This is a genomic window from Candidatus Sulfurimonas baltica, assembly GCF_015265455.1.
GTDB lineage: Bacteria > Campylobacterota > Campylobacteria > Campylobacterales > Sulfurimonadaceae > Sulfurimonas > Sulfurimonas baltica.
On record NZ_CP054492.1, the window covers coordinates 2,377,862 to 2,393,734 of the forward strand.

General features: G+C 32.8%; 13 protein-coding genes and 1 pseudogene. 6 read left to right on the forward strand and 8 right to left on the reverse strand.

Annotation, left to right across the window (positions count from 1 at the left end; translation table 11 throughout):
- Positions 1–149: 149 nt before the first annotated feature.
- The 7 genes from HUE88_RS11985 to HUE88_RS12015 all read right to left on the reverse strand — a co-directional run bounded on the left by HUE88_RS11985 (position 150) and on the right by HUE88_RS12015 (position 7,028).
- Positions 150–2,909 carry a translocation/assembly module TamB domain-containing protein gene (locus tag HUE88_RS11985; protein WP_194369338.1) on the reverse strand — a complete coding sequence of 920 codons (2,760 nt, stop codon included), beginning with the start codon at positions 2,907–2,909 and terminating at the stop codon, positions 150–152.
- Positions 2,906–4,600: an autotransporter assembly complex protein TamA gene (locus tag HUE88_RS11990; RefSeq protein WP_194369340.1), complete on the reverse strand. Its 1,695-nt coding sequence runs from the start codon at positions 4,598–4,600 to the stop codon at positions 2,906–2,908. Before HUE88_RS11990 ends, HUE88_RS11985 begins: the two co-directional genes overlap by 4 nt.
- Positions 4,601–4,644: 44 nt before the next feature.
- The gene (locus tag HUE88_RS11995) at positions 4,645–5,130 is read right to left on the reverse strand and encodes a mechanosensitive ion channel family protein (protein WP_194369342.1); all 486 of its coding nucleotides are present in this window, start codon (positions 5,128–5,130) and stop codon (positions 4,645–4,647) included.
- A gap of 89 nt (positions 5,131–5,219) precedes the next feature.
- Complete coding sequence (locus HUE88_RS12000) at positions 5,220–5,573, reverse strand: hypothetical protein (RefSeq protein WP_194369344.1); 354 nt, start codon at positions 5,571–5,573, stop codon at positions 5,220–5,222.
- Positions 5,570–6,415, reverse strand: a complete 846-nt coding sequence (locus HUE88_RS12005; protein ID WP_194369346.1) for a GGDEF domain-containing protein — start codon at positions 6,413–6,415, stop codon at positions 5,570–5,572. Before HUE88_RS12005 ends, HUE88_RS12000 begins: the two co-directional genes overlap by 4 nt.
- A gap of 132 nt (positions 6,416–6,547) precedes the next feature.
- On the reverse strand, positions 6,548–6,799 hold the full coding sequence (locus HUE88_RS12010; RefSeq protein ID WP_194369348.1) for a GlsB/YeaQ/YmgE family stress response membrane protein: 252 nt from the start codon (positions 6,797–6,799) through the stop codon (positions 6,548–6,550).
- A gap of 13 nt (positions 6,800–6,812) precedes the next feature.
- Complete coding sequence (locus tag HUE88_RS12015; RefSeq protein ID WP_229860081.1) at positions 6,813–7,028, reverse strand: DUF3185 family protein; 216 nt, start codon at positions 7,026–7,028, stop codon at positions 6,813–6,815.
- Between the two features lie 388 nt (positions 7,029–7,416).
- Here HUE88_RS12015 and HUE88_RS12020 point away from each other — a divergent pair, with 388 nt between their 5' ends.
- From HUE88_RS12020 to HUE88_RS12030, 3 genes are all read left to right on the forward strand, one after another.
- Entirely contained in the window at positions 7,417–8,628 is a 1,212-nt protein-coding gene (locus HUE88_RS12020) for an ATP-binding protein (protein ID WP_194369350.1), read from the forward strand.
- A gap of 490 nt (positions 8,629–9,118) precedes the next feature.
- Positions 9,119–10,339, forward strand: coding sequence for an ATP-binding protein (locus tag HUE88_RS12025; RefSeq protein ID WP_229860082.1), 1,221 nt, complete (start codon positions 9,119–9,121; stop codon positions 10,337–10,339).
- A gap of 10 nt (positions 10,340–10,349) precedes the next feature.
- A complete protein-coding gene (locus HUE88_RS12030; RefSeq protein ID WP_194369352.1) occupies positions 10,350–11,483 on the forward strand; it encodes a tyrosine-type recombinase/integrase in 1,134 nt (377 codons plus the stop codon).
- Positions 11,484–11,717: 234 nt separating this feature from the next.
- On the opposite strand, the gene HUE88_RS12035 is transcribed toward HUE88_RS12030, so the two are convergent.
- Positions 11,718–12,623 carry a DUF302 domain-containing protein gene (locus HUE88_RS12035; protein ID WP_194369355.1) on the reverse strand — a complete coding sequence of 302 codons (906 nt, stop codon included), beginning with the start codon at positions 12,621–12,623 and terminating at the stop codon, positions 11,718–11,720.
- A gap of 168 nt (positions 12,624–12,791) precedes the next feature.
- Here HUE88_RS12035 and HUE88_RS12040 point away from each other — a divergent pair.
- The 3 genes and pseudogenes from HUE88_RS12040 to HUE88_RS12050 all read left to right on the forward strand — a co-directional run bounded on the left by HUE88_RS12040 (position 12,792) and on the right by HUE88_RS12050 (position 15,520).
- A protein-coding gene (locus HUE88_RS12040) for an IS3 family transposase (protein ID WP_194369357.1) occupies positions 12,792–13,948 on the forward strand; the annotation gives its coding sequence in 2 pieces (ribosomal slippage) (positions 12,792–13,035 and positions 13,035–13,948; 1,158 coding nt in all).
- A 52-nt stretch (positions 13,949–14,000) separates the two neighbouring features.
- A pseudogene (locus tag HUE88_RS12045) lies at positions 14,001–14,453 on the forward strand (N-6 DNA methylase); the annotation flags it as partial.
- Positions 14,454–14,605: 152 nt separating this feature from the next.
- Positions 14,606–15,520, forward strand: coding sequence for a restriction endonuclease subunit S (locus HUE88_RS12050; protein WP_194369359.1), 915 nt, complete (start codon positions 14,606–14,608; stop codon positions 15,518–15,520).
- Positions 15,521–15,873 lie beyond the last annotated feature (353 nt).

The window sequence follows — 15,873 nt, forward strand, 5'->3', positions numbered from 1 at the left end:
GTTTACTTTGATATCTGCATGTATTGTATAGCAATAATAATAATAATAATATAAAAAATATATAAAACATCTATATAGCCTTATATTCAGCTATTTATTCTAGTAGTTTTTGCTAATTTTTATAGGCTCTAGAAGTTTTTTTAAGTCTGTTAAAAGTCTTTTACATACAGTATATTTATTCCCTGTCCGGTTTCGTGGATATTGATATCCAATCTAATAGATTTGCTAAAACTGTATTGTAGTATTACGCTAGATATAGTATCGTTCTTATATATGACTCTTATCTTATCACTTATACGTGCCCCGATTTCATACCCCAGAGTCCCCTCTTCATTTGTTAAAACATTTAATGTATCTATGTTTACACCAGCCGTGTCATTAAATATTTGCTTAACTCCTGTTGCTAAAAGAAGGGAGCTGACGGAGGTCTTCCCTCCAGATGAGCTTTCAAAAACAGCTGTAGCTGGCTCTCCAAAGAGTATATATGACATTATGTCGTTTTGGCTTAAATGTGGTGTTGACTTAAATATTACTATAGGAGAAGCAAGAGTATTTGTAATAAATATCTCTATATCTATATAGTTTAATGTCTGATAGTGCATGTTCAGGTTTAGGTATGGGTTTATCGGATTTGATCCATTAAAATAAACCTCACTTCTGTCAAATATAAAGAGCTTGCCACTTGCTGTCACTCCACCTTCTTCAATTGTAGCCATTCCCAAAAAAGCCAAAGGACGTGACGGTTCCTGCCAAATAACCACATCCGGAACTAAGTGCAAATCAATATTTTTAGTTTTATAGGAAATAGGCTTTAAAGAGCTTATATGTAGGTTTATAAAACGCTTATTCTCCGTTTGAGGCTTGATATCTTGTATGATTATAATGTCGTCTGAGATTGTGTACTCAACTGGTGGCTCATATGTTATGACACCATCAAGCAGTGTTACATTTCCCTCTATTTTTTGTGTCCCATTGCCATCTAGTGAGATATCTACATCGGCTCTAATTGTAACGTTTGCTTCTTTACCTTCATATTTGAATGCATCACTTTTTATCTGCAAGTCTCCTTTCATCAGAAGAGGGTTAAATAGACCTGTCACAAGAAGATTATCATATATCCAAAACTCTTTTAGTTCTAAAGTTGCATTGTCGTCAAAACTTATTTTTGATTTTTTTTGAGAGTTAAAATTATGATTCCTAAAGTCCAAGCTATATTTTTCTATAGTTATATCTTTGTCTGTCATGGTTGACTCTAAATAAAGATTTTCCACCGTGTAGGCTGTTTTAGTGTCAACTTTTGTAATAAACCAAGGGATGTGAAGACGGCTTTTTATCTCCATGTTTTTTGAAAAATTTACAGAAGCTTTTATATTTGCCTCTGCATCAAAGAAAACACCCTCTTGTGATTTGACTACACCAAACTCTGACAATAAGGCGTTGAGTGATGGAATGTTTGCGCTGAGTGATATATTTGCATCATTTTTCTCAGAGATTTTTCCATTGACGTCAAAACTCTGTGAACCGAAATGCCCCAACCCATTAAGAGACGTGCCATTTTTAAAAAGAGTCAGGTCAAACATGTTTGCATAAATGTTCAAAACAGCTTTTTCATCTTCGTTGTAATATATAAACTCCAAAGGTGAGAACATTTCAATAGGGTATGTTTTGAAAATCTCTGACTCTAGTTTTGGATAGACTTGCGCAGAAAAAAGCTGACTGATATTATCTAGTGCTATGTTCCCCTCTGCACTGCAATAGAGACCTTTTGTGCTGAATGTTCCAATCAGTGAAAATGGAGATGTCACTACAACAGCATCTGCATTAAAGGCAATTATATTTTTTTTAAGCATATCAGGAAGCTGCGAGATAGACGATAGCGCTAGAGCTTTACTATCTACATGTAGCAAGAACTCTTTATAATCTTTTGACTTTATATCAAGCTTTAACTGCTTAGTCTTTATACTTCCTGCAAGACTCTCTGCATCTCCGGCAAACTCCGCTTCAAAGCTCTTAAAAGGGAGCTGCGGTGGGTATTTTGTCAAGTCTGCACTTAACTCAGAAAAATATGCACCATAATTGTTAAAAAGGCCGTTTTGTTTTGCCTCTGCTTCAAACTCTTGATAAGAGAGAGTGTAAGAGCTATCAAACGAGAAGTACTCCTCTTTTGTAAAATATGTCAGATTTACATCCGCATTGCCCACACTTATGTTCTGGTCTGCGCTGAGGCTTAAGCGATTGAAATGTGTACGCATAAATATTTTTTGCAAAGACGCATCAACATCTATAGCAATTGTTTTAGCAACTCCCTGCAAAAATCCTAAATACTTTTTGGCAACTGATACCTTGGGTGTCACTAAAGTTTTTGCATAAAGCCTGTTTGAATCTATGGTCGCATCAATGGTCGCATCTGCGTATGGGGTAAATAACTCTACGAAAAGTTTTCGCACATCCAGAGTTTTATCGTAATCAATCCTTGACGCATTTAAATTAAAAACAAACCGCTCGTCTTCAATAATAACACTCGCATCTGTCAACTCAAGTTTCGCTATGGCAAAAGCAAAAAACTCACTACTCTCCTCTTGGCTCTTTGGCAGCTTGTCAAGATTTAACGATACTCCATCTGCTTTGATTTTTCTAATAACGGGAGTAGGATTAAAAAGCATGAAAAAGTTGTATCCCACTTCAACTCTTTTTGCAGCAAAGATATCCAAATAGCTGATATCATGCAGAGTCACCCCCGTAAGAAGAGAACCTTCGACTTTACTATACGCAATTGCATTTTCTTTTAAAAATTTATTTGCAAGATACTTTACAGACTCAGGGTGTACAAATATGGTTGCGACCACCAAAACAACGGCAGTTATAAAGATTGTTAAATAGTAACTAAACACATAAGTTTTTACAATCAAAACAGCTCACCTATATGAAAATGAAAAGCATACTGCTTTGTCGGATTCTCTATATCGACCCCAATATCAAGCGCAATCGGACCAATTGGGGTAACATAGCGAACACCTGCCCCAAGAGAATAGTAACCCTTCTTGTACTCTGGAGTTTCATTCTCCCCTATAAATGTAGTGTCGTTAAAAACCACTCCTCTGAAGTTGCCACTTATTGCAAATCTGTATTCGGCCGTCATCTCCAATATGGAATGGAGTCCTATTGGATTGCCGTGTTCATTAACCGGACCTAGTTTTCTATAATTATACGCGCGGTTGCTGTTCATCCCCCCTGCATAAAAACGGTAAGATGCCGGAATATTACCCTCATAAAGTCGTAGTGAACCAAAGTTTGCTTTTAATGCTAAAACAGAAGGTAGCAGCGGTATTATATACCCTCCGGATATATTATATTTGTAATAACTCGCATCCGATATTTGCGACTTTATCGAGCCGGTTAGCTGAGGACGGAGGAAATAGCCTTTTTTAGGATTAAGAATATCATCTCTAGTGTCATAGCTCCATTGAAGCTTTGCAGATGTGACAAAGAGCTGGCCTTGCGGGAACAGACTCTCATCCTCACTCTCATAGGTAGTCACATGGTCAAAAAGAAGCATCTCTTGAAATATATGCGGTGTCTCATTCTGTTTAAGAAAGATACTTCCAAAATATCTATCCTCCTTAAAACCTATAAACTTTTCTTTCTCAAAACCAATCTCTGCACCTGTTGAGTTTCTATTTTTTAGAGGCATAAAAAAATTTGTTTTGATTGTCTGTTTTATCTCTGTTAGTCGTGTCTCTACGGCAGCTGTTTTTAGATTACCAAATATATTTCTATGCTTAACTCCAAGAGACAACATAGCTCCCTCATCGCTGCTCGCCCCGACGCCTGCTTGAAACCTGATTGGCTTTTCAATTTCAGTTATTAAGACCTTTACCGGTGCAATATTACTGTTTTTAACATCAATCTCTATAAGAGCTTTGCTGATCCCTTCATTTGCGTAGAGACTCTGATAACTTCTGCGTACATTTTCGGGAGAAAATGGTCTGTCTTGTTTAATATGAAGCATTGAACTTATAATCTGGGGGTCAATACTTTTTGGAGAGCTTATCTCTACCTCTCCAAAGTAGCATAACTGATTTGGAGTAACATCATACATAAGGTATGCCCTGTCAGTCTCCATATCTATCCACGCTTTGGAGTCTATTTCTACATTGCAGTAGCCCTTGTTTGCGTAAAGAAGTTTTATATTTTTTTTACCAATATCAAATTGATCAGCATCAAACAACATCCCTTTTTTAAATGGTATTGCGGAATGAATCTTCAGTTTTGATATTATTGAAATATCTTCCACAAGAATGGGTGATTGTTCAGAAATTGTAATATTTATATCTTTATTACCCTTGGTGTGTGTAATTTCCGCATGAAAATACCCTTTTGAGCGGTAAAAATTTTTAATAGTTTCACTCAGAAGAGCAGCTGTTTCAGGGCTTACTGTTGGTTCTTTTTTCCAAAACTCATACATGTAAGGTTTGTAGAGATTTAATGCTTCATACAGCTCCCGCTCTTTTATCTGTTTGTTGCCTTGAAAGTAGATAGGTACAAAATCTCCATATAAAAGCGATGAAAACAATAACAAAAAAAGAATTAATTGTTTCATTTTCACCCCCCCCTATGAGTTTGGCACCGTGTAAATATTGTTGATTATTTGTTTATTCTGATGACTGGTTTTTGCAGTAAAAGGTTATTTGGATACAAAACAAGATTTTTTTCACTGTCTATAAGCTCTATCTGAAAAAGAGATATCTCTCTGATTGTCCCTTCAACGCTATTGTCGCCGTCAACGATTTTAATTTTATCGCCAACTCTTGCCGGAAAAGTAAAAAATATAATAATGCTTGCAGTCACGTTGCTTAGTATTGACCACTGCGCAAACATCGCAACGCCGATAATAGCAAAAATTGATGATGCAAAAACAGAGACACCTTTAAAGTCAACGCTCCAAACAAACGACATTGCAACCATAGCTATGATTACAAACAATATCTCAAAAACTTTTTGAATATAAAAAAGTCTTTTCATATCAACTGACTTAGTTTTTGCAATCTTGTTTAAAATCCGTTTAAAAAGTCTAAAACTGATATACGATACAAGGATTACAACAAAAGTCCAAAAAATACTTAAACCCATTAATTAACCTTCTTTTCTTCAATAATAAAGAGACTTGCCTTTAGCTTGATATTATATCAGATACCTAGAGATAAATTAACTAAAACACTTTAGGCTGTTAGAAAAAAAATGTACTGTTTATCTTCATGATTTTCACCAAATCCTATAACAGGCATAAGCGGATGCTCATTGGAAATTTTCACAACCAATTCATACATCATGGCTTGCATTTGCAAAGAGTCAACAAGCTCTAGTAACTCCTTTGTAGTAGCATTTTCATCTGTAAATCCTAACTGTAACTGTTTGGTGTCATGGTCAATAAACAAAGATGAAATAACTTTTTCACCGGCATTTTGAAAATTCTCTGAAGTGTTTTCTTTTAATAGCATAGCTACGAGCGTGTACTCTTTAGAGTTTTGTATATTCTCTCGTATATCATCTATCATGTCTATAATATATTTCATTTTCGCCCTTTAAATACAACAACTCGGTTTTTTCCAGACTGTTTTGCTTCATATAGTGCTTCGTCTGCCCGACTAATCATGTCATTTGTTGTCTTTATATCTAAGGACGAATGGCATACACCAATACTAACTGTCACTGAATAACTGGAGAATTTAATCTTTGATATTTTTTCCCGAATTCTTTGTGCCAGCAATACAGCCTCACTAGGTGTTGATTCCGGAACGATGATGGCAAGCTCTTCCCCGCCATATCGTGCCGCAGTATCCATTTTTCTAATATTTTCATTTATCAATTTTCCGATTGTTCTTAACGCTTCATCCCCTTCTAAATGCCCATAATTATCATTTACTTGTTTGAAATCATCAATATCAATCATCAGCAAAGAAAGATTTTTTTTACTTCGAAAGCTTTTTTCTAACTCTTTTTCCAGTGCAAAATTAAATACATTTTTTAGATACAGCTGAGTTAACCCGTCTCTAGTTGTTGTTTCGGATATAAAATCACTTTTATCTTCTTGAACAAGGACAGGAGATAATAATGAATTTTGAAAATTTGAAAGATAATCAAGTGTGGCGACAACAATACCAGGATTTCTATCAAGTATTTTAGTTAAATTATCAAGGTGTAAAGTTATTTTATTCCATATTAATTTAGCTTTCTCAGGTTCGTACCTTTCATGGGTCAACACAAGCAATATTTCAGAATAGAGTTTTTCACCATATTCTTTTTCAAAATGCTTACGGATATTTTTGTGACGAATGCTAGATTCAATATTTTCTAATGACAAAGTAGAATTTTCAGTTTTAATTAAATCTGCATATTGTTTTTGGTCACCTTTCAAAAATATCTCCTTTTAAGCTATTGTCAAAACAGTGTCTAAACCACTTGTATCAGTGATTATTTAGACATACTTCATAATAATTTCCCATTTTGATGAACGAGACCTCATGTCTTATTTTTAGCTACTATTGAGCTAAGCCTTTTTAAGTATTCTAATCATATATAGCAAAATAACAGCTCCTATGGTGGCCATAACTATAGAGCCTAAAAAACCGCCTGTGGTTATGCCGAGCAAACCGAATACAAAGCCACCCAATAAAGCGCCGACAATTCCCACAATTATATTGCTAATGACGCCAAATCCTCTTCCTTTCATTATGATGCCAGCAAGCCACCCAGCCAGCGCACCAACTGCTAAAAAAATTATTAAGTTAATGATATCCATAATGTCTCCAATTTTATTTTTTTCTCAAAAGATATATGCCTACAAAAAAACTGACCGCTCCGGAGATGTAGAAAGTCATGACCCTGTCTGTATCTGAACCTGTAACAGCTTGTGTTATTTGTGAGCCGACAGAACCGGATAGTTGATACCCCCATACTGCAAGACCAACTCCTAAAACTACTAAACCAATTCCTATAATTTTCATTGTAATTCCTGAACTAATTGCCATGTTAAACTCCTATAGTTGAAAGAGATGAAATGTTTTTATTTAAGGAATAGTATAGCATATAAATAATTGGCGTTATCGGTTATTAATTTAAGTTTGTAGCTTTATTGAGTTGGTTACAAAGTGATTATTTAAGGGATTTTATTAGGTTTATTAAAAGGTATTTTGTCAAGTTTCATCAACTTAAGTCAACTAATTTCAATAATGGTGGCGAATTCGTCACCCCCCCCCCCCTTTTTTTTTGTCACCTAAATTATTCTATAATAATTCGTAGAATATTTCACAACAACACAAATCTAGTAGTATAAAACTTTATTTATTGCTTTAGTAGGTATTTGATTACCTACTTTGTGCTATAATAGCTTACATAACACTTAATAGGAAACAATAAATGATATCAAAACTTAGCACAGAATCAAAAAAGTTTCTTCAGAGGAACAACCTTCCTTATAAAAGGTATTTTATTAAAAATAAAAGTATTAAACACAGACTAACCATTATTACTGGTCAAAGAGGTATAGGTAAAACTACCACAATCGCTCAATATATGAAAGAAAATAGTGATAAAAAATCATTGTATGTAAGTATGGACAACTTCTTGATTGGAGAATTGTCAATGTATGAAATAGCAGAGCTTTTTGAGCAAGTTGGTGGTGAGTTACTGTGCTTTGATGAAATTCATAAATATTCAAATTGGTCACAAGAATTAAAAAGCATTTATGACAACTTCCCTAAACTACAAATAATAGCTTCTGGTAGTTCTACTCTTGAAATTAATAAAGGCAGTCATGATTTAAGCAGAAGAGCGCATGTTCTAAAAATGCACGGAATGAGCCTAAGAGAATATCTAGAACTAACACTTGATACAGAATTCTCGATACTAACAATTAAAGACATTTTGGAAAATCATGAAAAAATTGCATTTAATATATCTGAGCAATTTGAAAAACTCAACCAAAGAATACTACCGATTTTTAAAAGATATCTAAAAGTTGGATATTATCCTTACTCTCTTGATATAAATGACGATGATATCTTTATAGATATATTAAAACAAAATATTGATATATCTATATCTTATGACCTATTATCAGTCTATCCAAGCTTGGATGGGAACAGCATGAAAAAATTAAATTTACTTTTGAAAATTATTATGCAAAGCGTTCCTTTTGTACCAGTTATTGAGAGGCTGAAAAGTTCTTTAGAGATTGGAGATGGTCGTACCATCAAAGAATATTTTATCAAATTAGAAGATGCAGGAATTATTAAACTTTTAATGAGCTCATCTTCAAAAGGTTTACAACAGCTGGAAAAGCCAGAAAAGATATACCTTGATAATACCAACCTACTTAATATTGCTAACAGTAATATAGGAACAGAACGGGAAACATTTTTTCTAAATGCAACAGCACAAATACACAATGTAACTTATCCAAAAAAAGGTGACTTTCTTATAGATAATAATTTTTTGTTTGAAGTCGGAGGCAGGAATAAAGGTTTTAATCAAATTAAAGACATTCATAATAGTTTTATTGCATGTGATGATCTTGAAATAGGATATGGAAATAAAATTCCGCTTTGGCTATTTGGATTCTTATACTAAGGGGCGTTAATTGGCAACATACATAAGCTCAAAAAAATATCCAGGAGTTTAACTAGGTGTTGCACTTACTATTTGAATTGGCGTACTATATTTGATAATCTAGTTTAATAAACTAGAACAATATTGGTACAGTTTTGGAACAATTAGTTTTAAAGTCTTTGAAGGTGTCATATTTTAGGGGATTCTAAAAGAGTGGTGCGGATGAGAGGACTTGAAAAAAGATGTTTTATCAAGTTTCTTAAAGTATTATCAATTATCTTCAAATATCCCCAGTATAACGGTTTTATATAGGTATTGATTTTATCAAGTTTCATCAACTAAAGTCAACTAATTTCAATAATGGTGACGAATTCGTCACCACATTCGTCACCTAAATATGATATAATCACTTTATTAAAAATAACATATTTACTGTTAATAGGTATATTCGATTGACAATTTACCTACTTTATGTTAATCTTACTTTACATATATCCAAAAGGATGACACTTTGAGTTTACAACGAATGTTTGAAGACCAAGAAAAGCTACTAACAAAAGTTTCTCTTGATAAAAAAAGATACTTATACAATGAGATCAACTGGGATTTAAAATCTATAGGTATTTTAGGTCAAAGAGGTCTTGGTAAGACGACAATGATGCTTCAATATATCAAAGAGAATTTTAAAAACTCTAAAAATGCATTATATATCTCCTTAGACACACCATATATGCAATCGGTTTTACTTATTGAGTTTGCCAGAGAGTTTGAACAAAACGGCGGTGAAGTTCTTTTTATAGATGAAGTACATAAATATAATGACTGGGCTAACCATATTAAAAATATATATGACTCTTTGGATATAAAAGTTGTTTTTTCAGGATCATCCATTTTACAAATTTCAAAACAAAATGCTGATCTTTCTCGTAGAACTATTATTTATCATCTTGAAAACTTATCTTTTAGAGAATATCTAGAACTTACCGATATTGAGAAGTTTGAATCATATAAACTAGATGATATCTTAATAAAGCATGAAACAATTGCCAGTGATATAAGTAAAAAAATAAAACCGCTAATGCACTTTAAAGAGTATCTTATATACGGAGCATACCCTTTTATACTTGATGATAAAGACACATACCATCAAAGAATAATACAGATGATAAATACTATTTTAGAGACTGATTTGCCATATATAAACAAAATAGAAATGACACAGATTACTAAACTAAAAAAACTTCTTTATATGCTTGCCGTAAATGTACCTTTCATACCAAATATAACCGACCTATCAAATGCAACTAACATATCACGTCCAAAAGTGTATGAGTATTTAGAACATTTAGAGTCTGCCAAAATTATCAATAGCATAGTTAGTCAAGCAAAAGGGTATAAAATAATGACGAAACCAGAAAAGCTTTTTATGCAAAACACCAATATATCTTATGCTCTGACATCAAATATAAATATGGGAAGCGCAAGAGAATCATTCTTTGTAAATCAGATAAAAAACGGTTCTAACTCTCAATTAAAACTATATGATGACACAATATTTAGTTCAAAAAACGGCGACTTCCTTGTAGAAAGCAAATACACATTTGAAGTAGGCGGAAAGAATAAAGACTTCAATCAGATAAAAGATATTCCAAACTCATATATAGCTTCTGATGACATAGAGATAGGTTATGGAAATAAAATTCCTCTTTGGCTATTTGGATTCTTATACTAAGGGGCGTTAATTGGCAACATACATAAGCTCAAAAAAATATCCTGGTGTTCAGTACTATATCAAAGATAATGGAGTCAAGTCATATTCCATTAGATATAAAGATGAAAGTGGAAAATTAAAAAGAGTACAAGTTGGTGATGAGTCTGATGGAACCACTGAGGTTTACTGTAAAAACAAACGCATAGAGATATTAAATGCTCAAAATAAAGGTGAACAACCGCCTAAAATTGTAAAGAATCATCGCAAAAAAATTATTACGCTTGATGATGTTGCAGATAAATACTTTTCATCAATGGATAATACTACAAGCACACATGAAAGACTAAGTAAATACAATAAACATTTATCTGAGCAATTTGGAAGACACTCAATAACAAATATTAAAAAAACTGACTTAGAGGACTTACAAAAAAGTATAATAGATGATAAAAAGCTAAGTAAAAAAACTGCTAATATGATTCTTGAGCTTTTTAGCACAATATTTAGATTTGGATTTAATGAAGAGCTTTATGAAGCAGTAAATCCAGCAATGAAAGTTAAAAGATTTAAGGTGAAGAACACTAGAGAAAGGTTTTTAAGAGTATCTGAAATTGAAGAACTGTATAAGCAGGCTATATTAAAAGATGAAGAAAAAGATCACGGAGATCTACTAGAGGTTTTCGTCAAACTAGCTTTAACAACTGGTGCTAGATTAGAGGGTATATTAAATATTAAAAAGCGGGATATTGATTTAGAAAGTGATATTATACGCATAACTGACTTTAAAAATGGAGGTGAAATTTATAGTGGATATGTAACAAAAACAACTAGAGATTTGTTAACTAATAAATTAAACCTTTTAAACTATAATGACAACTTAGTCTCATTTAACAATGATGGAAAACAAATTAGTGCTAGACAAATACAAACTAGATTAAAACCAATACTGGATGATTTGTTTAATGTTGGCCTTGACACAAAAGATAGAGCAAATAGAATAGTAATTCATTCCCTTAGACATACTTTCGCTTCACAACTAGCAATTTCCAATGTGCCTATTAGACAGATCCAAGAGCTTATGAATCACGCAGATATAAGAGAAACAATGAAGTATGCTAAACTACAAGATGATGCTAATAAGAAAGCAGCTCAGAGTGTTTTTTAAGCACTCAACCTTTTCATTATGCAACAGCAACTGTCAACGGCGGAGTTAGTTTCAGCATATATGTTAAAACAAAATGCCTATTTAAAGGCATACATGTAAAAAAATTATGCTGTTTTTAGTTCTTCCGTTGGCACTATAACTTTGCAACTACTGAATGCTGACACAAAATTATAAACAGTCCCGTCCCATGTCCTCCGTGGCTTGCCTCTTTGAGGCAGAAAGTTTATTTTCTATTTACTCTGTCGCTTCAACAAGAATAGACTCAAATTGCTTTTGAGCTTTTAATAAAACATCAGTAGCTTCTTTATTCTCTACATGTGCGCTGCTCATCCAGTTATGAACTGCTGGAAAGCCAAGAACAATCTTGTCTTCATCTTTTTTCTTATATACCATTAGACTACAAGGAGCAAATGCTGCTGCTTCTGGTCTAGTTAGTGAAACAGTGTATATAACAGGAAGTTTACATATAGATATTGTTTCATAAAAGTCGTACGGGCTATCAGTTAAAGATTTATTAACGTCAAGTCTGCTTGGCACTACAAATCCGTTTAGCTGGAAGCCGTTATTTAAGCTCATTGACAAATTTTCTCTAGCTTCTGCCAAATCTCCACCATCCAAATTCAACTCATACTTAGTTACAAGAGAGTGGCTCTCTTTTAAAGAGTCTTCACTAAGTTTGTTAGTAGAGTTTGGTAATGATTTACTTAAAACAGCTAAAACCTCTTTTTCTAGGCTTTTAATAAGTTCATCGTCAAACCCAAGTATTTTTGCCTGAGCATCTGCTGTTAATACCGATACATGTAGAGTCTCTTCATCATTCCCTTGGTAAATACCTACACCCATTGGCATAAAAACACCAAAATCAGGATATTTTGCAACTAAATCCATAGATATTTTTTTATGATAAACAGTAAGAAGAGTAAAGACTTTAAAGCTTGTCTTTTTGAACTGAATCATAAAAGGTTTATTCATATTAGAGTTTACCCCGATGCCAAACCCTGCATCTACAAACGCTTTTTCAATTTGTTCAGTTGTAATTGAACCATCTTTATTATTTACATCAAACAGATGCAAATCACCTTTTGCCGACAACACAGATACACTTAAAAGTGCAATAATTAAACTAACGATTTTTTTCATTTTATTTCCTTTGATTTTTAATTTAAGTAAATTTTTGTTTATGGAACAATATTTACCCAACCCTCTTTAACACGCTCTATGGAATGTCCCCTATAAACTAGACAAACTTTAATTCAGTAATTTAGATAAAATAATGCTAAAGCATTATGAAATTTAATAGGGTTAAAAATGGCAAGAATAATTTATAGCGAAGAGTTTAGAATAGAGGCAGTAAAACAAGTTACCGACAATGGTTACAGTATTACAGATACGGCGCAGAGACTTGGAATTCATCCAACTTCTTTAAGTGGATGGATTAAGAGATTAGAATCCCCAGAAGCTATAGAAAAGAATAAAATATCAGATGCTTCAAACGCGGAGATAAAGAAACTCCAGAAGGAACTTAAGAGAGTTACAGAAGAGAGGGACATCCTAAAAAAGGCCGCGGTGTACTTTGCAAGCCACACAAGTTAAAATACTCTTTTATCAAAGAGCATAGTCAATTTTACACAGTTCATAGACTGTGTAAAGTTATGCAAGTACACCGTAGCGGATACTATCAGTGGCTTAATCAACCTATATCCAATAGAGAACTTGAAAATCAAGAATTGCTCATTCAAATAAAAGAGGCTTATCGAGATTCAAAGGGTGTATATGGTCATAGAAATATTCATAAGGATTTAAAGGAACTCGGCATCCATGTCAATAAAAAAAGAGTAGCTAGACTTATGAGCGAAGCCAAACTCTATGGTGTTGGCACTTATAAACGCAAGCCTTACTCTAAAGCTGGTCCAGTTCATAAAGCACATCCAAATCATCTGCATCAATGTTTTATAGCAGGAAAGCCAAATGACACATGGGTTAGTGATATAACTTATACTAGAACTAAAGAGGGATGGATATTCTTAGCGACTGTTATAGATTTATATAGTAGAAAAATTATTGGCTGGGCAACAGGACATAGACAGACAACACCTTTAATTATAAATGCTCTCAAAATGGCAGTTGCAAGACTTAACAAGGACGACAATGTAATTCTTCACTCAGATCAAGGAAGTCAATACAGCGCCTATGAGTATAAAACATTTGCAAAAAAGAATAATATCACTCTTAGCATGAGCAGACGAGGCAACTGTTATGATAATGCTGTTGCAGAGAGCTTCTTCAAAACTATAAAAAAAGAGCTTGTCAGAAAACAGATATTTTTAACGAGAAAAATTGCAGCCTCTAAAATATTTGAATATATAGAAATGTTCTACAACTCAAAAAGAAGACATAGTTATTTAGATTATATTTCACCAAATGAGTTTGAAAAAAGATACAATATGGAGTCTTCAAATATATAGGTTTTTACTGGGTTAGTAATTGTCTAGTTTATAGGGGACATTCCATGGCTCACTTACTGGAGATGGTGTAAAAGCAAGGATTAGAGAAAAACTTCTAACTGATTGTAATCTTCATACAATAATTAGATTACCAAGTACAGCATTTTTTCCTGCAACAGTTTCTACAAACTTACTCTTTTTTACAAAAGGAACACCAACAAAAGAGATATGGTACTATGAGCATAAACTTCCAGAGGGACAAAAGGCTTACTCTAAAACAAAACCAATTAAGTTAAGTGAATTTGATACTATAAAAGAGTGGTGGAGCAATAGAGAAGAAAATGAACAAGCATGGAAAGTTGGTATTCAAACCATAGAAGATAATGGCTTTAATCTTGATATAAGAAATCCTCACAAAGAGGAAGAAGAAGATATACACACTTCTTCTGAACTTCTTGATATGCTTCATGCTTCATTTATAAAAAGTGACGAACTACTGAATACCTTGAAAAATGAGTTGAATTAATGGCTTGGAATAAAACCAAAATTGGAGATTTTCTTTTTGAAAGAAAAGGTAAATATAAACCCTCCGATGAAGATATACAAGGTCTAAAACGAATTGATAAAATAGATTTTAGTGGTAACTTCCATATAAGCACTAAACCTTCCAATACAAATATGATTTTAATAAAACAAGGGGACTTAGTAATTTCTGGTATCAATGTTTCAAAAGGTGCAATGGGAATATATTATTTAGAAGAGGACATAGTTGCTACTATTCATTATTCATCATATACTTTTGATAAAGAAAAAATCAATGTTGGCTATTTTAAGAGATTTCTAAAAAGTGTTGAATTTATAAGATTACTAAATGAACAAATTAAAGGTGGTATAAAAACAGAAATAAAACCAAAGCATATACTACCGTTAGAGATTAATCTTCCAGATATTCAAACTCAAAATGAGATAGTTGAAAAATTTGAAAATGTTGAAATAGATATAGATAACCTAAATAATGAAGTTGATAATCAACAAATACTATTAAAAAAACTCCGACAATTAATATTACAAGAAGCAATAGAGGGAAAATTAACTACCTCATGGAGAGAACAAAATAGTAATGTTGAAAGTGCTTCTATTTTAATTGAAAAAATCAAGGTAGAAAAAGAGCAACTTCTAAAAGATAAAAAAATTAAAAAACAAAAACCTATTTCAGCAATAAATGAAGATGAAGTGCCTTTTAATATTCCTGATAGTTGGCAATGGTGTAAGTTAGGTGATGTAATATATGAAAATCCAAAGAATGGATATTCTCCAAAGGCAGTTGATTTTGAAACAGAAACAAAGACACTAAAACTTGGGGCAATAACATATGGATATTTTGATAATACTCAATTCAAATACATTAATGAAAAAATAGATACTAACTCTTCATTATGGTTAAAAAAAGGAGATATATTAATTCAAAGAAGTAATTCTCTTGATTATGTTGGAATGTGTGGAATTTATAATGGTATTGATAATGAATTTATATACCCTGATTTAATAATGAAAGTAACTCAACTTTCGCACATAAAACCTAACTCTTTTTGAGTATAAGCACTGAGCACAGCGATAATATTGAGTAAATTTTTATTATCCTTGACAACATTTTGGATTTCAGAGATTTTTGTCAGTATTTTAATAAAGAGTTGCATTGATATTGCCAGTGTTTCAAGCTCACATTCTAAATCTCTAAAGAGTTCTCCAAGAGTTTGTGGTTCATGCTTTATACGGTTAATATAACTTACTCAACTCGTATGTTCTTTTTTTTGTAAATTTTTAGTTTATACTTCTTTTGAGTTGTTCGTTAGAAGTAATGTATCGGTACTTAACTAAAGCGGCATAGTCTAGCTTGTGCGAAAGTCGGATAATTACACTTTAAATTTGAGTGGCGAGTGGATCGG